Genomic DNA, 19262 nt, shown 5'->3' with positions numbered 1-19262 from the left:
CGGCCGACACCCGTCAGCCGGCGGCCCTCGCGGAGCAGGCCGGCGACCGTGACCGGGCACCCCGAACACGGTGTCGACCGCGTACAGCGCGCCCGGTCGGCCTCACAACCCCTGATCGGGCGCGTCCCGCGGCGCCGTGGCCTGGAACGCCGCGAACAGCGGCACGTAGCCGGACGCGTCCATCACCACGCACGCGAACGGCCGGTCGAAGGCCACCTGCCGCCGGACCGGCTCCGGCTCGTTGCTCATCCAGTCCAGCGTGATCGTGGTCACCGCGGTGGCCTCGACGCCCTCCTCGGCGATCCGCAGCAGCGATTCCTGGAGCACCTGGTCGATCCGCACCGGCTCGTCCGTCATCCCTCCGAAGTCCGCGTCGTCGGTCAACGCGGTCTCCAGCCCCAGATCGATCAGGTGCGGCACCACGTCCATCCGGGTGCGCAGCTCGAAGCGCGGCAGCCGCAGCTCGACGTCCTCGCCCTCGTACGCCTTTCCCGTGTCGCGCGGCGCCCACGCGGCGGTGATCACCGACGCCGGCGGCGCATGCTCCGGGCCGAGCGCGAACCGCACCCGGGCGGGCTGCTCCCCCGCGCACACCAATTCGACCACGGTGACCTCGCCGTCCCGACCGGAGATCGCCCACACGTCCGCGGCCGGCACCTCGCGCCGCATCATCGGCACCCGGGTGTGCGTGCCGTCGGCGGCGTGGAACCGCAGGTCGTGCGTCCTGGCCGGGTCGAACTCCTCGCGCCAGCGGGCCCGCAGCGCGAGCGCGTTGACCAGGACCATCCGGGTCGCCGCGCCCGACTCGACGGGTATGCCCGCGATCAGCCCGTCGGTGGCGCGCGCGACCCATGCGTCCAGCTCGTCCTGCGCCCGCAACGCGCCGAACCCGATGTCCGGCAGCGCCGCCCGGAAGGCCTCGCGCAGCGGCGACACGCTCCACACCCCGGTCGCCACCGCAAGCGCCTCGGTGCCGGCCAGATCGCGCGCCACCGCGGTCACCACCGGCGCCGACTCGCGCCACGCGAGGCCGACCAGATCGGCGAGCTCCTCCGCGGTGTCGCCCTCCGCTCCGGTGGCCGCCGCCGCGAGCGCGAGCCACAGACCGGTCGGCGAACACACCACGTCGCCGCCGGCCGCCCGCACCCCGGGGTCGCTCAGCATCGAGTCGAGCCAGCGCGAAGCCAGTTCCCTTACGGTGCCTGCGTGTTCGCGCAAAGCCGGTTCCATCTGATCACCTTCGTCGTCGCCGCGTCGTCGCTGCCCGGAGTTGTTCGGTGTCCCCCGGCCGAGGGGATGTATGCCTCCCGACCGTAGTGTCGTGGGTCATGAACGAATTCGGCGGGGACCTGGAGCTGCGCAGGCTGATCGACCGTCAGGCCATCCACGACGTCGTCCTGCGGTACTGCCGGGGGATCGACCGGATGGATCTCGACGCCGTCCGCGCGTGCTACCACCCCGATGCCACCGACGAGCACGGCAGCTTCACCGGGACGGTGGACGAATACCTCGCGTGGATCGGGCGATTGCTCCCCCGGTACACCTCGACCATGCATCTCGTCGGCAACCACCTGGTGGAATTCCGCGACGACACGCCCGATCTCGCCCGTTCGGAGACGTACGGAATGGCCTTCCACCGCAGCGCCGACCCGGCCCCGCGCGGCAACCTGATCACCGGCTTTCGCTACATCGACGACTTCGCCCGACGCGACGGCGTGTGGCGAATCGCCCGCCGGGTGGCCACCACCGAGTGGGTCCGGGTCGACGACGCGGCCGGGCAGTGGCCGGTGCCCGAGGGCATGCGCACGGGCCGACGGGACCGCACGGACGCGGTCTACGCGCCCTTCCCCACCGACCCGCCCGGCTCGCCCGACCCGCTCGACCGGCCCCGGCCCTAGGCCGTGTCCGGCGGATCCTGGTGGGGCCGCGCCGCCTGGCATCCGCCCTTCGCGGGCTCCTCGCTGCGCTCGTCTCGCCGCACCGGAGAAACAGCCGCATGGAACCACTGTGCGGCTGCTTCTCCGGCACGCCGAGCCACGGCACCGGACGACGCGACCTCATCCACCAGGATCCACCGGACACGGCCTAGCCGATCGGCTCCGCCGCGGTCTCGGTCGGCCGGCGAAAGACCCGCGTCGCGTGGATCTCGCCGACGATCTGCGGCTCGTCCGGCTCCTGCGGCACCGGCAATCCGGGCCGCAGGTGCTCCTCGACCGAGATGTACTTGAGCCCGGCGCGCAGGTCCGCGTCGTTGCGCAGCCGCACCACCAGCGGGAACTCGGCCAGCGCCGTGGTATCGAACAGCCCCGTCGTGTACACCAGTTGCACCCCGAGCGCGTCCGCGACCGCGCGTTGCAGCTCCAGCAGATAGGACGCGTTGGCCCGCCCGATCGGGTTGTCCAGGAACAACGTCCCGGCGTGCCGATGCCGGGCCCGACCCCGATCGTTGCTGCGCAGCGCCGCCATCGTGCAGTACAGCGCGATGGCCGCGGTGAGCAACTGCCCGCCGGAGAACACGTCGCCCATCTGCCCCACCGGCACCCGCTCGGCGCGCAACACCGAGTCCGGCTTGAGGATCTCCACCTGCACCCCGCGCGGACGCAGCGCCGCATGCACCCCGCGCAGGAGCAGCGTCATCCCGTCCCGCCGCACGCCGCCGACCGTGCCGTCGCGACCGCGCTTGATCGTGCGGGTCGCCTCGTCGACCACCTCGCCCAGCGCCTCCACCAGGCCCGCCGCATCCGGTTCGTCGAACCGGATCCGCAGGAACTCCTGGCCGGACCACTCGCCGAGTTCCTCCGGCAGTCGGGACAACCGCTGCGCCGCACGCAGCGTGGTCAGGGCGGCCTCGACCATGCCGCGCATCCGGTCCACGATGCTGTCCCGGTTGCGCTCGATCTGGCGCAGCTCGTCGGTGAGCACCCGCAGCCGCGGCGCGAACGCGGCCGACCAGGCGGGCGCGTGCTCGGCCAGCGCGGCCGGCGGCAGTTCCCGGATCTGCTGCCGGGCGGGCATCCGGACCTGCTCGAACCGGGCCGCGCCCGCGTGCCGCACGAGCGTCTCGGTCCGCTCCCGGACCTGCGCCTCGGCGGCGGACAGGTCCGCCGCGGCGGCCCGCAGCGCACGCCGACACGTGGTCGCCGCGTCCCGCGCGTCCGCCACCGGGCCCGCGAACGGCGTGGCGGGCGGCTGCTCGGGATCCACCGGCACGGCCGGCAGCGTGTCCGTGAGCGAGGCCGCCACCTCGCCGAAGGCGCCCGCCGCGTGGTCGGCGTCGGTGTGCTCGCGGGCCAGCCGGCCGTGCGTCTCGCGGGCCGCGGTCAGCGCCTCGCTGCAGGCGGCGTGTTCGGCGCCGGCGGCGCGCAACAATTCCAGCGCGTGCGCGCCGTCCCGGGGCCGCCGCTCCTCGGGCAGGTCCAGGTGGTGTTCGCGGCCCTCGGCCGGCGCGTGCCGCTCGACCTCGCCGCGCAGTCGGCCCAGCAGTTCGCTGGCCGCGTCGGCCCGACCCTCCAGGGTGCGGACGTGGTCCTCGGCGCGAGCTGCCGCGGCCAACCGGGACGGACCGTCGGAGCCGTCGAATCCGTCCAGCAGCTCGGCCGCCTGTCGGCGCACCTTCGCGCTGAGCCGGTCCAACGTGCTCTGCGCGGCGGACTCCTCGCTCTCCGCACGGGCCTGCTCGGCACGCAGGTCCGCACCCACGCCGACCTTCTCGTAGAGCGCACGGGCCGTGCGGTACGCCTCGCGCAACGAGGGCAACGACGCACGCGCGGCGGCCTCGTCGGCCGGCGCATCGGCGACCTGCTCCTCCAGCGCACCGGTGATCTCGGCCCGCTCCTCGCGCAGCGCACGAGCGGTGCGCCGGGCATCGTCGGCGGAGCGCTGCGCCTGCCGGCGGTCCTCGTCCGCGGTCCGGGCCAGCGTACGGTCCGCCTCGACGCCCGCCTCGTGTTCGCCGGTCTCCTGTTCCAACTCGCGGATCCGGCGCGCCCACCCGGCCCGTTCGCGCAGCCGGAAGGCCAGCCCGGCCAGCGCGTCCGCCCGACGGCGGGCGGTCTGCGCGGCGTCCATCCGCCGATCCCGCCGGTCCACGGCCTGCGCCCGGGCCTGCTCGGCGCTCACCGCGGCGATCTCCGCGGCCTCTCCCGCGGCCTGTGCGGCGGCCAGTTCCAGCTGCGCGTCGGTGACCGCCTCGAACAGCGCGTCGAGCCGGCCCGCCGGGCACGCGGCCCGCCAGGTCGCCAGCCGCCCGGCCAGCGCCCGGTCGCCCTCCAGGCGCGCGGCCCGCACCCGGATCGCCTCCTGCCGCTCGGCCGCCCGACGGCGCAGCGCGTCCCGCTCGGTGTCCGCGGCGCGTTCGTCGTGCATCGCCGGGTTCGGCGGCACCAGGAACGTGTCCGGGCGGTCCCGGCCGGGTTCGAGCAGCGCCTGCGGCGTGCCCACCGCGACCGCCGAGCGCGGCAGCAGCGCCGCCTCGGCGAGCACGTCCCGGGCGCGGTCCATCGCGTTGTGCATGGTCACGATCACGCCGTCGACCAGTTCGGGGCGGGCCGCGAGCACCGCGGAGTGCCGCTCGGCGGGCACCGACTGGGCCAGGTAGCGCCACCCCGGCAGGGCCGGAATGCCGTGCTCGCCCAGGAGTTCGACCGCGGCCAGCACGTCCGGTCCGGCGGGCAGCAGACCGCCGTCGCCGAGCGCCCCCAGGATCCGCGAGTCGTCCGCGGCGCCGGTGCGCAGTTGGAACAGCGTGCGCTCGCCGTCGGTGACCGCCTCGGCGAGCAGTTCGCGCAGCACGTCGGCGGCCCGGTCGAAGGCCCGTGCGGCCTGCTCGCCGACCGCCTCCTCGGCATCGGGACCGAGCAGTTCGCGCACGCGCGGATCGGCCGCGAGGGCCGCCGCGTTCGCGTGCACGGCGGCCAGGTCGGCCTCGGCCACGCCGAGGCGGTCCGCCGCCCGGGCCGCGGCCAACTCGGCCCGCCCGCGCGCCGACTCGGCCTCGCGCACGCCGGCGGCGAGCTGTTCGGCGCTCGCCCGGGCCTCGGCCCACGCGGCGGAGGCGGCCTTCTCCTCGTCCGCGGCGCGGGCGGCGGATTCGGCCGGATCGCCGTCGTCCTCGATCCAGCCCGCCTGGACCGCCAGGTCGAGTTCGGCGCCCACCTCGGCGAGCCGGCCGCGCAGGTGCGCGGCCTCGCTGCGGGTGCGCTGTGCCTCGGTGGCCGCGGTGGTCGCGGCCCGCTGGGCCCGCTCGCCGCGCTCCTGGAGCTCGGCGGCCCGGCGTTCCTCGGTGTCCGCCCGGCCCTCGGCCCCGGCGGCGGCCGCGTGCAGCGCGCGCACCAGCGCGCCGGCGGCCTCCTGGCGGGCGGCCAGCGCGGGCGCGGCATCCCGCTCGGCCGCTCGGATCGCCACGTCCACCCGCTCCGAGCGATCCACCGCCGCCCGGTGGCGCAGCACCGCCTCGGTGGCCAACCAGGCCGAGTGCAGCCCGCGGGCATCGCCCAGTTCGCGCTTGAGCCGCGCGGCGTCCTTCTCCGCGGCGGTCAGCCGCATCCCGGCGTGCCGGTGGGTGATCTCGGCGGTGACCAGCGCGGCATGCGCCCGGGCCTGCTCGGCGGCGTCCACCGCGGCACTGGATTCGGCCACCCGGCGGGCCAGTTCGGCGGCCCGTTCGCGCTCGCGCTCGGCCCGGGCGCCCAGTTCGCGGCCCAGCCCGCGCGCGGTGTCCTCGGCGCCGCGGTGCGCCGCCCGCACCCTGGTGCGCCGACCGGCCGCCTCGCCCACCGCGTCCAGCAATTCGACCGCGCCCTCGACGAAGTCCCGCTCGGCGGTCAGTTCGGCCCGCTGGGCGAGCTTGACCGCGAACCCGTCGACCAGGTCGGCCAGCCCGTCGGTGTCCGCCGGATCGGAGACCGCGCGCAGCAGCAGGTCGACGAAATCCGCGTCGTTCTTGACCGCGAACAGGCCCGCCGCCTCGCCCTCGTCGGCGTTCATCTCGCGCTGGTAGCGGAACAGTTCCGGGTCCAGGCCGAGTGCGTTCAGGTGCTCGATCCAGCGGTCGTGGATCTCCTCCCACACCACGTCCACGTCCGGGTAGACCTTGTGCAGTTCGGTCATCGCGTCGCGGAAGCCGCGCATGGTGCGCCGCCGCCCGCCGACCTGGACCGGCAGCCCCTCCAGGGTGAGCCCGGGGCCGGGTCGGAAGGAGTACCAGCTCTCGGCGAACCTGCGCGGGTCGGAGGAGACCTGGCGCCCGCGCCACTCGCTGACCTTGCCGACCACGACCGTCTCGCCGGTGAGCACGTGTTGCCATTCCAGCGCGACGTGCCCGCAGTCGTCGGCGAGCAGGAACTTGCGCAGCACGCCGGAGCTGGCGCCGCCGAGCGTGTTGCGGTGTCCGGGCAGCATCACCGAGAAGATCAGCTTGAGCAGGACCGACTTGCCGCCGCCGTTCTCCAGGAACAGCACACCCGCCGGCGCGGGTCGGCGCGGCGGCCCGACCGGCTCGCCCTCGAACAGCTGCGCCTGCCTGGGCGCCGGGTCGGGCACGGGCGCACCGACGCCGCGCAGGTCGAGCACGGTGTCGGCGTAACGCGCACCGGCGGGCCCGATGGAAAACAGCCGGACCCGGGACAGCTCGTACATCGGCGGTCAAATCTCTCTGGTCGAAGCACAGGACAAAACCATCACACAGCGGACGATCATCCGGCGGACGATCTCCGGCGAAGCAGCACTCGGCGGGTGGAGCGGCACCCGCCTCCCGGCTCGGCCCCGCGCACAGGCCGGGACCAAGCGGGTCGGGCCCGAAGGAGGCCCCAGGCGCGAGTCGGACCCCGGACCGGGTCAGACCCCGTGGAAGGGCAATCCGGCGCCGGGCGCCAACTCGCCGCCGTCGGTCGCGGCGGCCAGCAGACTCGGGCTGCCGTCGGTGACCGCCACCACGCCCAGCTCCAACAGCTCGGACATGGCCGCCGAACCGGCCGTGTCGCGCACCTGGAGCTGATAGCGGGCGGTGGTGCGGTAGGTGCCGCCCGCGTCGTCGGAGACCCGCTGCAGGAAGCCCGAGTCGACCAGGAACGCGACCGCCTTGGCCACGATCCCGATGGTGGACGCGGCCAGCCTGCGGGCGTCCTTGGTCGCGCCGGTGGCGCTGCGTCGGGCGTACACCCGCCAGGCCGCCTCCAGGCCGGGCCCGTCCACCTCGGGGTCGCTGATCTCGCCGCGCTGCTCGGCGCGTTCCTCCAGGCGCAGGCAGGCCTGGCGGACGAAGGCGTCCACGCCGTGCACGCTGAGCCGGCCCACATAGGCGTCGTCCGCGAGGTCCTCGGGGCGTGGGAAGGCCATCGCGGCGACCGCGAGGTGGGCGAGGCCGTGCAGGAACCGGTCGGCCGACTCGGTGCCGGCCCGGCGCGCGTAGTCGCCCATCCGGACCGCGAACACCGAGTCCTCGCCGGCAGTCACCGCCATCCCGGCGCGCGGCGACACCTCCAGGACCACCAGCCCCAGGCCGGCCGCGACCGCCGCAGCCAGCGCGGCGAAGCGCGGGTCCTCGCGGTGTCTGCGGATCAGGTCGGCGTACTCGGCGTCGCGGGCGGGCAGCAGCTTGGGCTGGAGGCCGTAGGCGACCAGCCGCGCGGCGTCGCCCACGTCGGCCGAGGTGATCGGTGCGGCTTCGGTGACCGTGTCGTGGTTCATCCGGGGGTGGGCCCTTCCGGCTCGGGTCGCGCGCCGGTCAGGACCGCCGTGCCGATGATCAGGTCGGCGCCGCCGACCTCGTGGTCGTCGAGTTCGGTGCCGTCGTCCACGGCCACCAGGAGGGTGCGGTCGCCCTGTCGCAGCGCGGTGCCCACCGGCGGGGAGGCCGCGTGGAAGGCGAGCAGCGCCACCAGGTAGCCGAGGTCGGGATCCGCCTCGCGGGCCTCGGCGAGCAGCCCGGAGAGCCGGCGCGGGGTCTCCGGTGGGATGTCCAGGAGCAGCGCGGCCGCATCGTGCTGGCTCTCGGTGTAGCGGCTGTCGTCGGGGGTGAGCGACACGTCCGGCTCGGGCAGTTCGGCGCCGAGGTGGTCGCGTGGCGCGGGCGGGGTGAGCAACATCTCCGTCAGGTCGTGCAGCCGCACCGCGACCGGCGTGCGCAGGCCGATACCCGCGGCGAAGAACCGGTCGGTCACCCGGCGGGCGTCGCCGACCGGCAACTCCAGGAGCGGGCGCAGCAGTTGCCCGTACAGGTCGAGCCCGGTGCGGGTGCTCGGCGCGGCGAACGCCTGCCGGTCCTGCTCGGCCCGGAACAGCGGCCCGGCCTCCATCAACCGGGTCTGCAACTGGGTGTGCCGGCGGATGCAGTCCTGCACGATGTCGACCAGTTCGGCCGCGCCGCGTTTGCGCTCGCTCTCCTCGGCCTCGTCCCGGGCCCGCCGGATGTTGATCAGGATCGCGTTCTCGTGCCGGTAGCGGTCGGCGACGTGTTCGAACGCCTCGTCGATCAGGTCCGGCACGGACCGCAGCCAGTCCACCGCGCGCACGTTGCGCCGGGTCGCGTCGAGGGCGCGGCGCAGCGATTCGGCGTACTGCACGGTGCGGTAGCGGGCCTGTTCGGCGGCGAACCTGGCCTCGGCCAGTCTGCCGCGCCGGATCAGGTGTTCGAGCTTGACGTCGGCGGCGATCTGGGCGCTGGTGACATCGGTGTCCAGCGCGCCGACCAGGACGTTGATCGCCTCGTCGGTGGCGCGCAGGAAGATGTGCCCGTCCGGTCCCGGGACCTCTTCGAGCAGCTTGAAGTCGTAGTCGCGCCGGATGTATTCACCCTCGCGGGTCCACATCCCGTAGACCGCGCGAAAGCCGCGGTCCACGCTGCCGACGTTGATCAGGTTCTCCAGCACCCAGCGCGCGACCCGTTCGTACTCGGCGGGGTCGCGCCCGGGGGCCTGCGCGGCCACCCGGGGGCGGAGCCGGGACACGATCTCGTCGTGGTCGGCTCCGGTGTCGAAGTCCATCGTGATGGTGACCAGGTCGATCGCGGCCAGACCGAGTTCGGCCATCGCATAGACGGTGTACTCGCCCGCCAGGTTCGCCTTGCGCGCCTCCAGGTCGTGCAGCGGCGCGGTACAGGCGAGGGCCTTGAGGCGGCGGGCGAGCCCCTCCTCGGTCACCCCGGAGCGCGGGTGTGCCGCGCCCGGGGGCAGCGCCGGGCCGGGAGTCGGCGGCACTTCCCCGGGCAGGCCGGCTCGGGCGGGAACGGTCATGGGAGTAGAGCCTAGGACGTTCGGCCGACAGGTTCGGCGCCCGCCCGGCGGCGAGGAAGCCGAACGGGGCGCGGGTCGGCGGGCGAGCGGCTACATCTCGCTCAGTCTGGCCAGGGCGGCGGTGCGCACGTCGTCGTGCTCGGCCGGGTCGCCCGCGAGTCGGCGCAGTCGCGTCACGGCCTCGGGGCGGCGCGCGTCCACGTGGCGCGCGGCGATCAATCGGGTGTCGGCCTGGCAGTCCCACAGGGCTTCCACGGCCGTTTCGGCGGCGAACGAGGGCTCTATCCGGGCCAGGGTCTGCACCGCGCAGGCGCGCAGGCCGGCGGAGGCGGCCTCCTGGTAGACGCCCTTGACCAGGTCGAGCGCGTCGACCAGGGCCAGCCGCCCTATCCCGGTGACCAGGTCGCACAGGCGGAAGTGCTCGGCCTGGTCGACGATCGGGTCGCCGGCGCGCGTCGACGCGGCCACCCGGGTGCGCAGCGCGTCCAGCAGAATCGGTCCGTCGACGGTTTCCCCGGCGCCGGCAAGTATCCGCACCGCGACCTCGCCGAGCAGGTCCTCGCGGGCGGCCCAGCCGCGGGCCCGGGCGACCGCGGCCGGGCTGCGCAGCCCGCCGACGGCCTGCGCGGCGGCAAGCCGCACCACGGCCGGCGCGTCCGGCGCGAGCGCCCCCTCGGCCAGGTCCAGGAGTGCGCCGTCGCCCTGTTCGCCGAGGTATCTCAGCGCGGCGGCTCTGGCGCCGTCCGGCCCGGCCCAGGCGGCGGCCAGGATCGCGCCGCGGTGCTCGGGCCCGGCGACCGCGCTCAGCCGTCGTCCGCACGCGAGCGATTGTCGGGGGCCTTCGGCGGCCTCGGCGAGCACCTGGTCGACGGTCTGCGCGGGCGCGGTCGGCCCGGTCGGCGTCTTGACCGAGCGGGTCAGCTCCCAGCGCCACCAGTCCAGGTCGACCTGTTCGACGACCGCGCGCACCCGCTCGTCCTCGGCTGCCCAGACCCGCCATGGGCGCATCCCGGTGGAGCGCTTGACGCAGTCGTAGAGTTCGTCGTCCTCGCCGCGGTCCAGGACCACCTCCAGCAGACCGGCCAGGGCCGCGTCGTGGCCGATCGCGGCGAGCCGGTCCAGCGCCTCCGGCCAGTCGCGGCCCTCCTCGACGTACTCGCGCAGCAGCGCGATCGCGTCGGCGCGGCCGAGTCGGGCGAGGGTGCCCAGGACGGCGAGCGGGAGCGCGGTGCGGTCCGCGTCCTCGTCCGTCCAGTCGTCGTCGCACAGGAGATGTCGGGCGAGGCCGTCGAGACCGGCGTCGAGGTCCGCGTACAGGCGTGCGTAGTACAGCGACCGCGACTCGGTGGCCGGAACGGCACGGGGATCGCGGACCACACAGCCGTCGAGCGCGTCGAGCACAGCGACGCGGTCGGCGACGAGGGCCCGCCGGGCGCCCTGACCGTGGCCGCTGCGAAGCAGGCCAAGGAGGGCGTCATGCGAGGTGATGACCGGATCGAACATGCCGCAAGCATCGGTGGCCGGCAACCCTGGAGCAACAGGATTTAGGACACATGTACCCGTTGCCCGTTGTTTCGGGGAAACCGTGTTGCTGTTTCGTCACCGGAAGCTATGAACTGTACCGTCCGCGTTCGCCCGGACGCCGCGCGGGTGTGCCCGGTCGCGGCCCGCCCCGCGGGCTCCCGCGACCGGCGCACGCCCCCGGGTGCTCGCCCCGGCCCGGCTCACTGCTGTTTGGGCACCTGCACGCGTGGTCGATCGCGTCGCACGGTGCCGTAGTCCTGGCCGTCGACCGGGCCCAGCATGCTCGCCGGCACGAAGGACTCCATCGCCCAGGCCCTGGTCTGCACGTCGGCGGCGAAGCCGTACGCCCCCCAGACGGGCCAGCGCACGCGGGCGCGCCAACTGCCGTCCCGGTACTGGTGCCAGCTCACCAGGGTGACCTCCAGGTGTTGTCCGTCCGGGAGGAGCATCCGTACTCGCGGACCGCTCGGGTGCGGGTCCGCCTCCTTGCGTCGCTCGCCGACCGGGCCGAAGGGCGGCTCACGACGGCCGGCGGATTCCGGCGCGCGGGTGGGCGACTCGCCACCGGCGGTCGATGTCGGTAGTGCTGCGGTCTTGCTGCTCACGCGGCCATTGTGCGGCGCGGCGACGGCCCGCCGGCCCGAAAGCGCCCGTGCACGCACGCGTCCCACCCGTACGGCGCACGGGCGCCACGCGAGTGGGACGGGCTGGGGGTGCGATGCGTCAGGACACCACCCGAAGCTCGGCCGGGGCGACCACGCTCAGGCCGAGCATCGCGGCCAGGTCCTCGACCAGGTTCACCGCTTGTTCCGCGGTCAGTCGTTCGACCGTCCACTCGTCGGTGGGGCGGCCTTCGGCGTCGGTGTGCGGACCGAATCTCAACTCGATCGGACGATCCGCGTCGGCGGAGGGCAGCACCGGAACCCGGGCCACCAGGGTGACATTGTTCGACATGACGTCGACTCCCTTCGAAGAGAGCGAAAACGATCGCCGTTGTCATTGCCGGTCACCACTCACGCTCGCATCGCCTACGGACCGTGTCCAGGTGTCTGTGGAGGCGTAGGGGAGCGCACGAGGCGCGCCCCGAACACACGACACGGCCCCGGGGCGGATCGCGCGCCGGGGCCGTGTCGTCGATCGTGTGGGGGAACTCCCCCGGCGGGTCGGTGCGGTCGCCGCCCCGGTGGGGCGAACGGCTCGACACCGCCCGCGGTCACGGGTGGGTCAGCCGAAGAAGGCCTTCACCACCGGTCCCGCCGCCGAGCCGCCGGACTTGCCCTTCTCCACCAGAACCGCGATCGCGACGTCGTCCTTGAACGCGATCATCCAGCCGTGCGTGAGGGTCTCGCCCTTCTCGTCGAACTCGGCGGTACCGGTCTTGGCGCCCACGGTGCCCGGGATGCCCTGGAGCATCTTGCCGGAGCCGTTGGCCACCACGCCCTGCATCAGCGACTTCAGCTGACCGGCGATCGCCGGGTCCAGGTCGTGCGAGGGCACCCGACCGGGCACGTCGTCCGGCGCGAGCACGGGCTGGTTGAACTTGCCGGAGGCGATCGTCGCGGCGACCGAGGCCATCACCAGCGGACTGGCCAGCACCCGGCCCTGGCCGATCATCGACGCGGCCTTGTCGTTCTCGCTGTTGGCCGGGGGCACCGAACCGTCGAAGGTCACCGTGCCCACGTCCCACTTGGCGCCGATCCCGAACTGCTCGCCCGCCAGCTTGTTCAGCGTGTCGTTCTCGATCTTCGAACGGTTGCCGATGAACGCCGTGTTGCAGGACTGCGCGAAGTCCTCCTGGAAGAGCGCGTTGGGCATCGGCTGGAGACCGTCGTAGTTCTTGAACGTCTGTCCGTTGACCACGAGCGTGTTCTCGCACGGCACCTTGTCGGTCGGCTTGAGGCCGGCCCGCAGCAGCGCCCCGGAGGAGACCGTCTTGAAGGTCGAGCCCGGTGGGTACCGACCGGTGAAGGCGCGGTTGTCGCCGTTCGCGGGGGTGTTCGCGGCGCCCAGGATGCCGCCGGTCTTGGCGTCGAGCACCACGATCGAGGCGTTGTTGCCGCCGCTGACCGCCTTGAGCGCCTCCTCGGCCCGCTTCTGGGTGCTCGGGTCCAGGGTGGTCTTCAGCGGCTCGGACGGCTTGCCCTTGATGTCGACCAGGGTCGTCTTCTCCGCGCCGGCGGCGTCCACGATGCTGATCTTCAGGGCTGCGGTGCCGGCCAACTTCTTCTCGTAGCGGTACTGCAGGCCGGAGGCGCCCACCGGGTCCGCGGAGGACGCGCTCGGATCGGCGTTCTTGAGCAGGTCCGCGTTGTCGCCGGAGCCGACCGTGCCGACGATCTGCTTCGCCACGTCGCTGGTCTGCTGCGTGCTCTCCTTGATCTGTATGCCGCCCAGGCCGGCCAGCTTGAGCTGACCGTTGCCGTCCCACTTGTCCTTGCGCAGGGTCACCAGCGCCAGCGACTGGTTCGGATCCGCCGCCGCGACCCGGGACTTGAGCTTGGGAATGTCCAGGTCGAACAGCGGATCGGCGAGCGCGGCGTACAGCGCGTCCGGGTTGGTGATCTTGGCCGGCCACAGGGACAGCGCCACCACCGGCGTCGCGGTGGCCAGCGACTTGCCCGAGCGGTCCAGGATGTCGCCGCGCTTGGGCAGCGTGCGATCACGCTTGATCTTGCCGGTGTCGGCGAGTTGGGGGTGCACGATGGTCTGGGTCCAGTGCACGACGGTCTTGCCGTTCGTGGTGACCACCGGGACGGTCGACTCGATCTTGACCGGGTCGGTCACGCCCTTGAGGGTCAGCGTCGCGTTGTAGGTGAGCGTCGCGGGGGCCTTGTCCTTGCCCTTGGTGTACGTACCGGGCTTGTACTCGGCCTTGACGATGCCCAGCTGCTTGCCCGTCGTGTCCAGGCCCTGCTGTGCCGTGGTGGGGTTGTCCGTGAGGGACGCGGCCTTGGGCAGATCGCCGTTCTGCCACGCGGTCAGGAAGCTCCTGGCCGTCGTCTCGGACGTGTCCTTCTTCTCGTCGCCGCCGCTGCACGACGTCAGCGCGGCCACCACGACAACGGACAACGCCAACGGTACGGCCGACGGGATCCGCCGCATCTTGCTGCCCACCAGATTCCTCCCGAACGTCCACGAACCCCCGGCAGCCCGCCGGAGGTCTTCGGTCACGCTACCCGGACCGCCGGCGGGCGTCGGCCATCGGGCAGCCGTACGACCGACTTGTGACCTGGTTGTTGAGGTGCCCGTAACGCCTCGGGTGAGGGATCGCCCTCAACCCTGGGCGAACGGGAGCCGAATTCGCGGTCGGAGGAAACCGGTCCCCCATGCGGTGCGTCGGTAGGAGCATGAGGGTCTGCCGGGTCGGGGACCCCGAGTTGACCGTTGGCACCGTCGAGCAGGAGGAGAACGGGGCGATGGGGACCACACGGATCGCCATACCGACACCACCGCGTTACGGGTGGCAGGAGGACGCGGCATGCAGGGGCCTGGACGCCGGGCTCTTCTTCGGTGACGACCAGGAGCGGCCCGGCGAGCGCCGGGCGCGCGAGCGGGTCGCCAAGAAGGTCTGCATCTCCTGCCCGGTGCGGCGGCGCTGCCACGAGCACGCGATGTCGGTCCCGGAACGCCGAGGTGTGTGGGCGGGTCTGGGCGAGACCGAACGCGCCGCACTGCTGCGCGAACAGGAACAGGAACACGAGCACCGGCACGAGCACGAACACGAGCGGGAGAAAACCACGACGGCCGCCTGACCGCACCGGGGGGCGCGAGGCCCGCGCCGGTGCGGCCGGATCCGGGGTCAGGCCGGCAGGTCGTCCTCGCCGAGCAGCCCGCGCACGCCCAGTCGGGCTCGCACGTGCGGCGCGCACGCGTCCACCACGACCGCCGCGCCGATCCATTCGGCGCCGGCCTCGGTGACCATCCGCCGCACGGCGCCGGCCTGCGCACCGGTCTCGATCCACTCGTCGACCAGGAGCACTCGATCGCCCGGTCGGAACAGCCGGCTCGGGACCGCCAACGTGAGGCCGCCGTCCTGGTATTCGGGCGGGGTGGCGGCGCGCAGCATGGGGTCGTCGCCGGGCCGTCGGCCGTCGCCGACGATGCGCCGATCCTTGCGGATCTCGACGAAGCCGACGCCCAGGTGCAGCGCCGTGATCGGCCCCAGGACCAGACCGCGCGTCTCGATGCCGACGATCAGCGTGGGCCGCGCATCCGCGTGCAGCGCGCCGAGGCCGGGACCGAGCATGGCGAGCACCTCGGGATCGTGCCACCAGCCGGAGACGTCGGCGAAGGTGCCCCACGGGGTCTCCTGCCAGGTGAACGCGTCCGCGAGTCGCCGCGCGATGGCCTCCACGCTGCCCTGACGACTCGTCACCTCGGTGCACCCCGTTTCGTTCCCGCACCGGCACGTCCGGATCTCGACCGGACACGCTACCGGTGCGGGCGGGCACGATCCGCGAACCCGCCCCGGGCGGCCCGCACTCGACCGGCCCCCCGGGCCCGCGGTCAGTCCGCGCCGGGACGGTCCAACGGCTGTTCGACCAGCGCGAGTACCCGACTGGCCATGAAGCGCGCGGTGCGCACCACGGTGCCCGTCCGGGTCAGTTCGCTCACCTCGACGACACCGCGCCGAACCGCGACATCCAGCCGGCGTCCCGCACGCGTCGCGGTCATCTCGTAGGTCTTGGTGCTGTCGCCCGCGTCGACCACTATCTCGACCCGATCGCCCTTCATCTGCGCCCCCTTCGACCGATTACCCCCATCTTCTCCCACAGGTCCGACATCGACCGTCTCCCCGATGGGGGTGGTCCGGCCCCGACTCCGGGGCGCCTTACCGCGTCGGGCACCGGGGTTCCTCTAACGTGTGTCGCACACAGGGGATTCGGGCACACGACACCCGGACGACGGCACCACGCGAGGGGATCGGGCACACATGACGATGGTGCGGCTGCGACGGCAGGATCCGCGCATCGTCGGTTCCTATCGGTTGCTGCGTCGTCTCGGCGCCGGCGGCATGGGTGTGGTCTACCTCGGCGTGGACCGGCACGGAAACCGCGTCGCGCTCAAGCTGATCCGCCAAGAGCTGGCCGGAAACCCGGAGTTCCGCTCGCGGTTCGCCCGCGAGGTGGACGCCGCCCGGATGGTCCGCGGCAATCGCACCGCCGCGCTGGTGGACGCCGACGCGAGCGCCGACCGCCCGTGGCTGGCCACGGTCTACGTGCCCGGCCCCTCGCTGCAGCGCCGAGTCGGCGAGCGCGGCCCGCTGGGCTGTCTGGACCTGGCCCGGGTCGGCTCGGCGGTGGCCGACGGTCTGGTGTCCGTGCACGCGGTCGGCGTCGTGCACCGCGACGTGAAGCCGTCCAACATCCTGCTGTCCCCCGACGGGCCGCAGATCATCGACTTCGGCATCGCCTACGCGGACGGCGCCGGCACCCTGACCGTGACCGGAACCGCGGTCGGCTCACCGGGATTTCTGGCCCCCGAGCAGGTCCGCGGGCAGACCGTGACGCCGGCCACCGACATATTCGCGCTCGGCGTCACGCTGGCCTACGCGGGCCGCGGAGCACCGCCGTTCGGGTCCGGGCCGGTGGATGCGCTGCTGTACCGCGTCGTGCACGAGGAGCCGGATCTGGAGGGTGTGCCCGAGCAGGTGGTGCCGTTGATCTCGGCCTGCCTGTCCAAGGACCCCCGGATGCGACCGTCCGCCGAACAGGTACGCGAACGGCTGGCCGCGATCGCCCGCCAACGCGAGGCGGAACGCGGTACATCGGGCCGCGGGTCGGCGGCGACACCGGCCGCGGCCGTCGCGGGTTCGACCTCGGCCGCGGGCCGGCCCGACGGCGGCCCGACGGCCGCGTCCCCGACGCGCGAGCGGGACCGGGCCAGGCGTGAAGCGGCCCGCCGGGACGGCGCGCGCCGGGGCGAGGACACCCGCGCCGACCGATCCTCGGTGAGCCGGGCCGAGTCCGGCCGGGCGGAGTCGGGTCGGGTGCCGGTCGAGGGGCGTTCGACGAGCCGACCCGAGTCGAGCCGGCACGAGTCGACCCGGCCCGACGGCGGGCGGCCGGACGCGCGGGCGCACGAGGGGCGCGGGCACGACGGGCGGGCGGTGGAGGCCGGGCGGGCGGAACCGGTGCGGCACGAGCCCGGCCGGACCGAGGCCGGGCGGCACGACGCACGCCACGACGGGGGACGGCACGACTCCGGGCGGCACGACCTCCCCCGCGGTGAACGCGGCGAACGAGGTGAACGCAACGAGCGTGCCGAGCGCAACGAACCGGCGCGCGGCGCCGTGCCGGACCGGCAGGAGCGTGCGGACCGCGCCGATCGCCCGGACCCCAAGCGGGCCGGCCGGGTCGATCACGGGCCGCGTTCGCGCGCCGGGGCCGTCGCCGGCGGCACGCCCCGCCGACGCCGGCCCGAGGACCGACGGCGTTTGCTGATCCAGCAGTTGATCGTCTTCGTCGTGGTGACCGCCATCGCCGCCTTCGCCATCGCCGCGTTCCAGAACGACGGCGGGGACGACGGAGACGACGCCAAGACCTCGACCGTCGCCCAGCCCGCTCCGCAGCCGCCGGGCCCCGGCGCGTTCCGGATCGGTCCGGCGCACGGCTCGATCCCGATCGCCGACTGGTCCGACCGCACCTACGCGGACCCCTCCGCCGGCGGCGCCACCGTCACCCTCGCCGACGGCTCGGCGGTGGTCGGCAGCGACCGGATCACCCTCGGCGACGTGCTCCCGGCAAGCCTGGACGGCGCACCGGCCGCGGTCGTGGTGCTCACCCGCTCCCCCGGTGCGGGCGGGCCGCCGACCCACCTGGTCGAGCTCTACCGGTTCGCCGACGGCACGCCGATCGCGGTGGCGGCGCTGGCCGCAGCCGCCGACCCGCAGGCGGTGGCCACCCGGTGGACGGTGGCCGAGGGCGCGATCGTGCGCATCCAGTCCTATGTGGACATCGCCGACGTGAGCACCCGCTACGTGGTCGGCCCCGACGGCGTCCTGGTCCCGGCCGGGGTCTGAGCCGGGCAGACCCCGCACACACGGTGTCCGGGTCCGAACGGGCAGCGCCGCACACACGGTGTCGCCGGCCGGACCGACGCCCACGTTCGCACCGGGCACCACCCGAGGCCGCCGCGCGAGGAGGCGACCCGCACGCACGACGCACACCAGAAACGAGAGGGGGCACCCGGCCGAAGCCGGGTGCCCCCTCTCGTATCGGATCACATCTCGTCGGGTCGCGCTGTCCGGGCTCAGCCGAACTGGCGCTCCAGGTCCTTCAGTTTGCGCTCCAGCGAGTCGAGCCGGGGCAGCGTCATGGTGTCGTCCTCGGCGGTGAGGTCGATGACGTCACGCCGCTCGCCACCGGTGCCGGCAGTCGCCGCCGGGAGTTCGCTCGCTCGCGCGGAGGGGGCAAGAGCCGGACGGCCGGAAGGGTTGTTCGAGTCGGCTGGGCCGCCGTGGCCGGAAACGTCGTTTCCGGCTATAGCAGGCTCCGAGAGTGCTTCGGAGCCGCCACCTCCCGGCAGAGCAGCCATTTCCTGACGCGCGGCGCCGCGGCGGCCGAAGTGTCCGCCACCGCCCTCACCGCGACTGAGCGCCTTGAGCTGCGCCCGCTCCCGCTTGCCGTCGATCCGTCGACGCTCGCGATCGTCCTGCTTGGCCCGCTTGTCCTCGCGGACCTCCTCGACGGCCTCGTCGAGGGTGCGCACGCCTTCGAGCAGCATGAGCGACCACGCGTTGAACGTCTCGTGCGGGGCACGCAGCCATCGCACGATCCGAATCTGCGGCAACGGACGGGGAACCAGGCCCTGTTCGCGCAACGCGGCCCGACGGGTCTGCTTGAGCGCGCGGTCGAACAGGACGGCCGCGGAGAGCGACATGCCGGCGAAGAACTGCGGCGCACCGGCGTGCATGTCGCCGCGCGGCGCGTGCACCCAGTTGAACCAGGCCGAGGCACCCGCGAACGTCCAGACCAGTATCCGCGAACCGAGCGCCGCGTCACCGTGGCTGGCCTCGCGCACCGCGAGCACGGAGCAGAACATCGCCGCCCCGTCGAGCCCGAACGGCACCAGGTATTCCCAGCCGTTGCCCAACCCGAGGTTCTCCCGGCCGAAGCCGACCAGGCCGTGGAACGACAGCGCGGCCGCGACACCGGCACAGACGAACAGCAGGGTGTACGAGGCGACGCCGTACATCAGTTCCTTGCGCCGCCGGCGGTCCTGCTCACGCTCCCAGCTGTCGGATCCTTCCCCGGTATCCGTCGCGTCGACCTTGCGGCGTCGGACGACCAGATACGCCACAAGCGCCATAAGGGCGACCAGTTCCGCCAAGCCGACGAGGGCCCAGGCCAGGGGTACACCCATGATCTCCAACGAGCTTTGCCTCGCTTCCCGTTCCTGATCCGATTGCGCGGCGCCCCATACTGGCGGAATTTCGCCTGGTGCGGGTCGAATCCACCGAATATCCCGCGTGTGGGTGACAGGACATTCCCCTGCACAACCACTTTT

14 protein-coding genes are annotated in these 19262 nt (G+C 73.7%); 3 read left to right on the top strand and 11 right to left on the bottom strand.

Going from position 1 to position 19262, the window contains the following annotated elements:
* Window positions 1–102 precede the first annotated feature (102 nt).
* A complete protein-coding gene (locus tag ACFZBU_RS04790; RefSeq protein WP_391582038.1) occupies window positions 103–1230 on the bottom strand; it encodes a serpin family protein in 1128 nt (375 codons plus the stop codon).
* A gap of 98 nt (window positions 1231–1328) precedes the next feature.
* Here ACFZBU_RS04790 and ACFZBU_RS04785 point away from each other — a divergent pair, with 98 nt between their 5' ends.
* The gene (locus ACFZBU_RS04785) at window positions 1329–1898 is read left to right on the top strand and encodes a nuclear transport factor 2 family protein (RefSeq protein ID WP_391582037.1); all 570 of its coding nucleotides are present in this window, start codon (window positions 1329–1331) and stop codon (window positions 1896–1898) included.
* Between the two features lie 187 nt (window positions 1899–2085).
* On the opposite strand, the gene ACFZBU_RS04780 is transcribed toward ACFZBU_RS04785, so the two are convergent.
* From ACFZBU_RS04780 to ACFZBU_RS04750, 7 genes are all read right to left on the bottom strand, one after another.
* The gene (locus ACFZBU_RS04780; protein WP_391582036.1) at window positions 2086–6636 is read right to left on the bottom strand and encodes a hypothetical protein; all 4551 of its coding nucleotides are present in this window, start codon (window positions 6634–6636) and stop codon (window positions 2086–2088) included.
* 198 nt (window positions 6637–6834) lie between these two features.
* Window positions 6835–7686 (bottom strand): hypothetical protein, encoded by an 852-nt coding sequence (locus tag ACFZBU_RS04775; RefSeq protein ID WP_391582035.1) that lies wholly within the window; start codon window positions 7684–7686, stop codon window positions 6835–6837.
* Complete coding sequence (locus ACFZBU_RS04770; RefSeq protein WP_391582034.1) at window positions 7683–9230, bottom strand: hypothetical protein; 1548 nt, start codon at window positions 9228–9230, stop codon at window positions 7683–7685. Before ACFZBU_RS04770 ends, ACFZBU_RS04775 begins: the two co-directional genes overlap by 4 nt.
* 90 nt (window positions 9231–9320) lie before the next feature.
* Window positions 9321–10733, bottom strand: coding sequence for a HEAT repeat domain-containing protein (locus tag ACFZBU_RS04765; protein ID WP_391582033.1), 1413 nt, complete (start codon window positions 10731–10733; stop codon window positions 9321–9323).
* A 221-nt stretch (window positions 10734–10954) separates the two neighbouring features.
* Window positions 10955–11359 carry a hypothetical protein gene (locus tag ACFZBU_RS04760; RefSeq protein ID WP_391582032.1) on the bottom strand — a complete coding sequence of 135 codons (405 nt, stop codon included), beginning with the start codon at window positions 11357–11359 and terminating at the stop codon, window positions 10955–10957.
* Window positions 11360–11477: 118 nt separating this feature from the next.
* Window positions 11478–11708: a hypothetical protein gene (locus ACFZBU_RS04755; protein ID WP_391582031.1), complete on the bottom strand. Its 231-nt coding sequence runs from the start codon at window positions 11706–11708 to the stop codon at window positions 11478–11480.
* A 270-nt stretch (window positions 11709–11978) separates the two neighbouring features.
* Window positions 11979–13868 carry a penicillin-binding transpeptidase domain-containing protein gene (locus ACFZBU_RS04750; protein ID WP_391582030.1) on the bottom strand — a complete coding sequence of 630 codons (1890 nt, stop codon included), beginning with the start codon at window positions 13866–13868 and terminating at the stop codon, window positions 11979–11981.
* A 263-nt stretch (window positions 13869–14131) separates the two neighbouring features.
* Between ACFZBU_RS04750 and ACFZBU_RS04745 the strand changes: the two genes are divergently transcribed.
* On the top strand, window positions 14132–14506 hold the full coding sequence (locus ACFZBU_RS04745; RefSeq protein ID WP_391582029.1) for a WhiB family transcriptional regulator: 375 nt from the start codon (window positions 14132–14134) through the stop codon (window positions 14504–14506).
* Window positions 14507–14553: 47 nt separating this feature from the next.
* On the opposite strand, the gene ACFZBU_RS04740 is transcribed toward ACFZBU_RS04745, so the two are convergent.
* Window positions 14554–15129: a phosphoribosyltransferase family protein gene (locus tag ACFZBU_RS04740; RefSeq protein ID WP_391582028.1), complete on the bottom strand. Its 576-nt coding sequence runs from the start codon at window positions 15127–15129 to the stop codon at window positions 14554–14556.
* A 131-nt stretch (window positions 15130–15260) separates the two neighbouring features.
* Window positions 15261–15488: a hypothetical protein gene (locus ACFZBU_RS04735; protein WP_020548744.1), complete on the bottom strand. Its 228-nt coding sequence runs from the start codon at window positions 15486–15488 to the stop codon at window positions 15261–15263.
* A gap of 199 nt (window positions 15489–15687) precedes the next feature.
* Between ACFZBU_RS04735 and ACFZBU_RS04730 the strand changes: the two genes are divergently transcribed.
* On the top strand, window positions 15688–17775 hold the full coding sequence (locus ACFZBU_RS04730; RefSeq protein ID WP_391582027.1) for a protein kinase: 2088 nt from the start codon (window positions 15688–15690) through the stop codon (window positions 17773–17775).
* 230 nt (window positions 17776–18005) lie between these two features.
* On the opposite strand, the gene ACFZBU_RS04725 is transcribed toward ACFZBU_RS04730, so the two are convergent.
* Window positions 18006–19127, bottom strand: a complete 1122-nt coding sequence (locus ACFZBU_RS04725; protein WP_391582026.1) for a DUF2637 domain-containing protein — start codon at window positions 19125–19127, stop codon at window positions 18006–18008.
* Window positions 19128–19262: the final 135 nt, after the last annotated feature.

Source organism: Embleya sp. NPDC008237, assembly GCF_042956465.1.
Taxonomy (GTDB): Bacteria; Actinomycetota; Actinomycetes; order Streptomycetales; family Streptomycetaceae; genus Embleya.
Note: the sequence above shows the minus strand (reverse complement) of the source record. Positions and strands in the feature narration are given on the sequence as shown.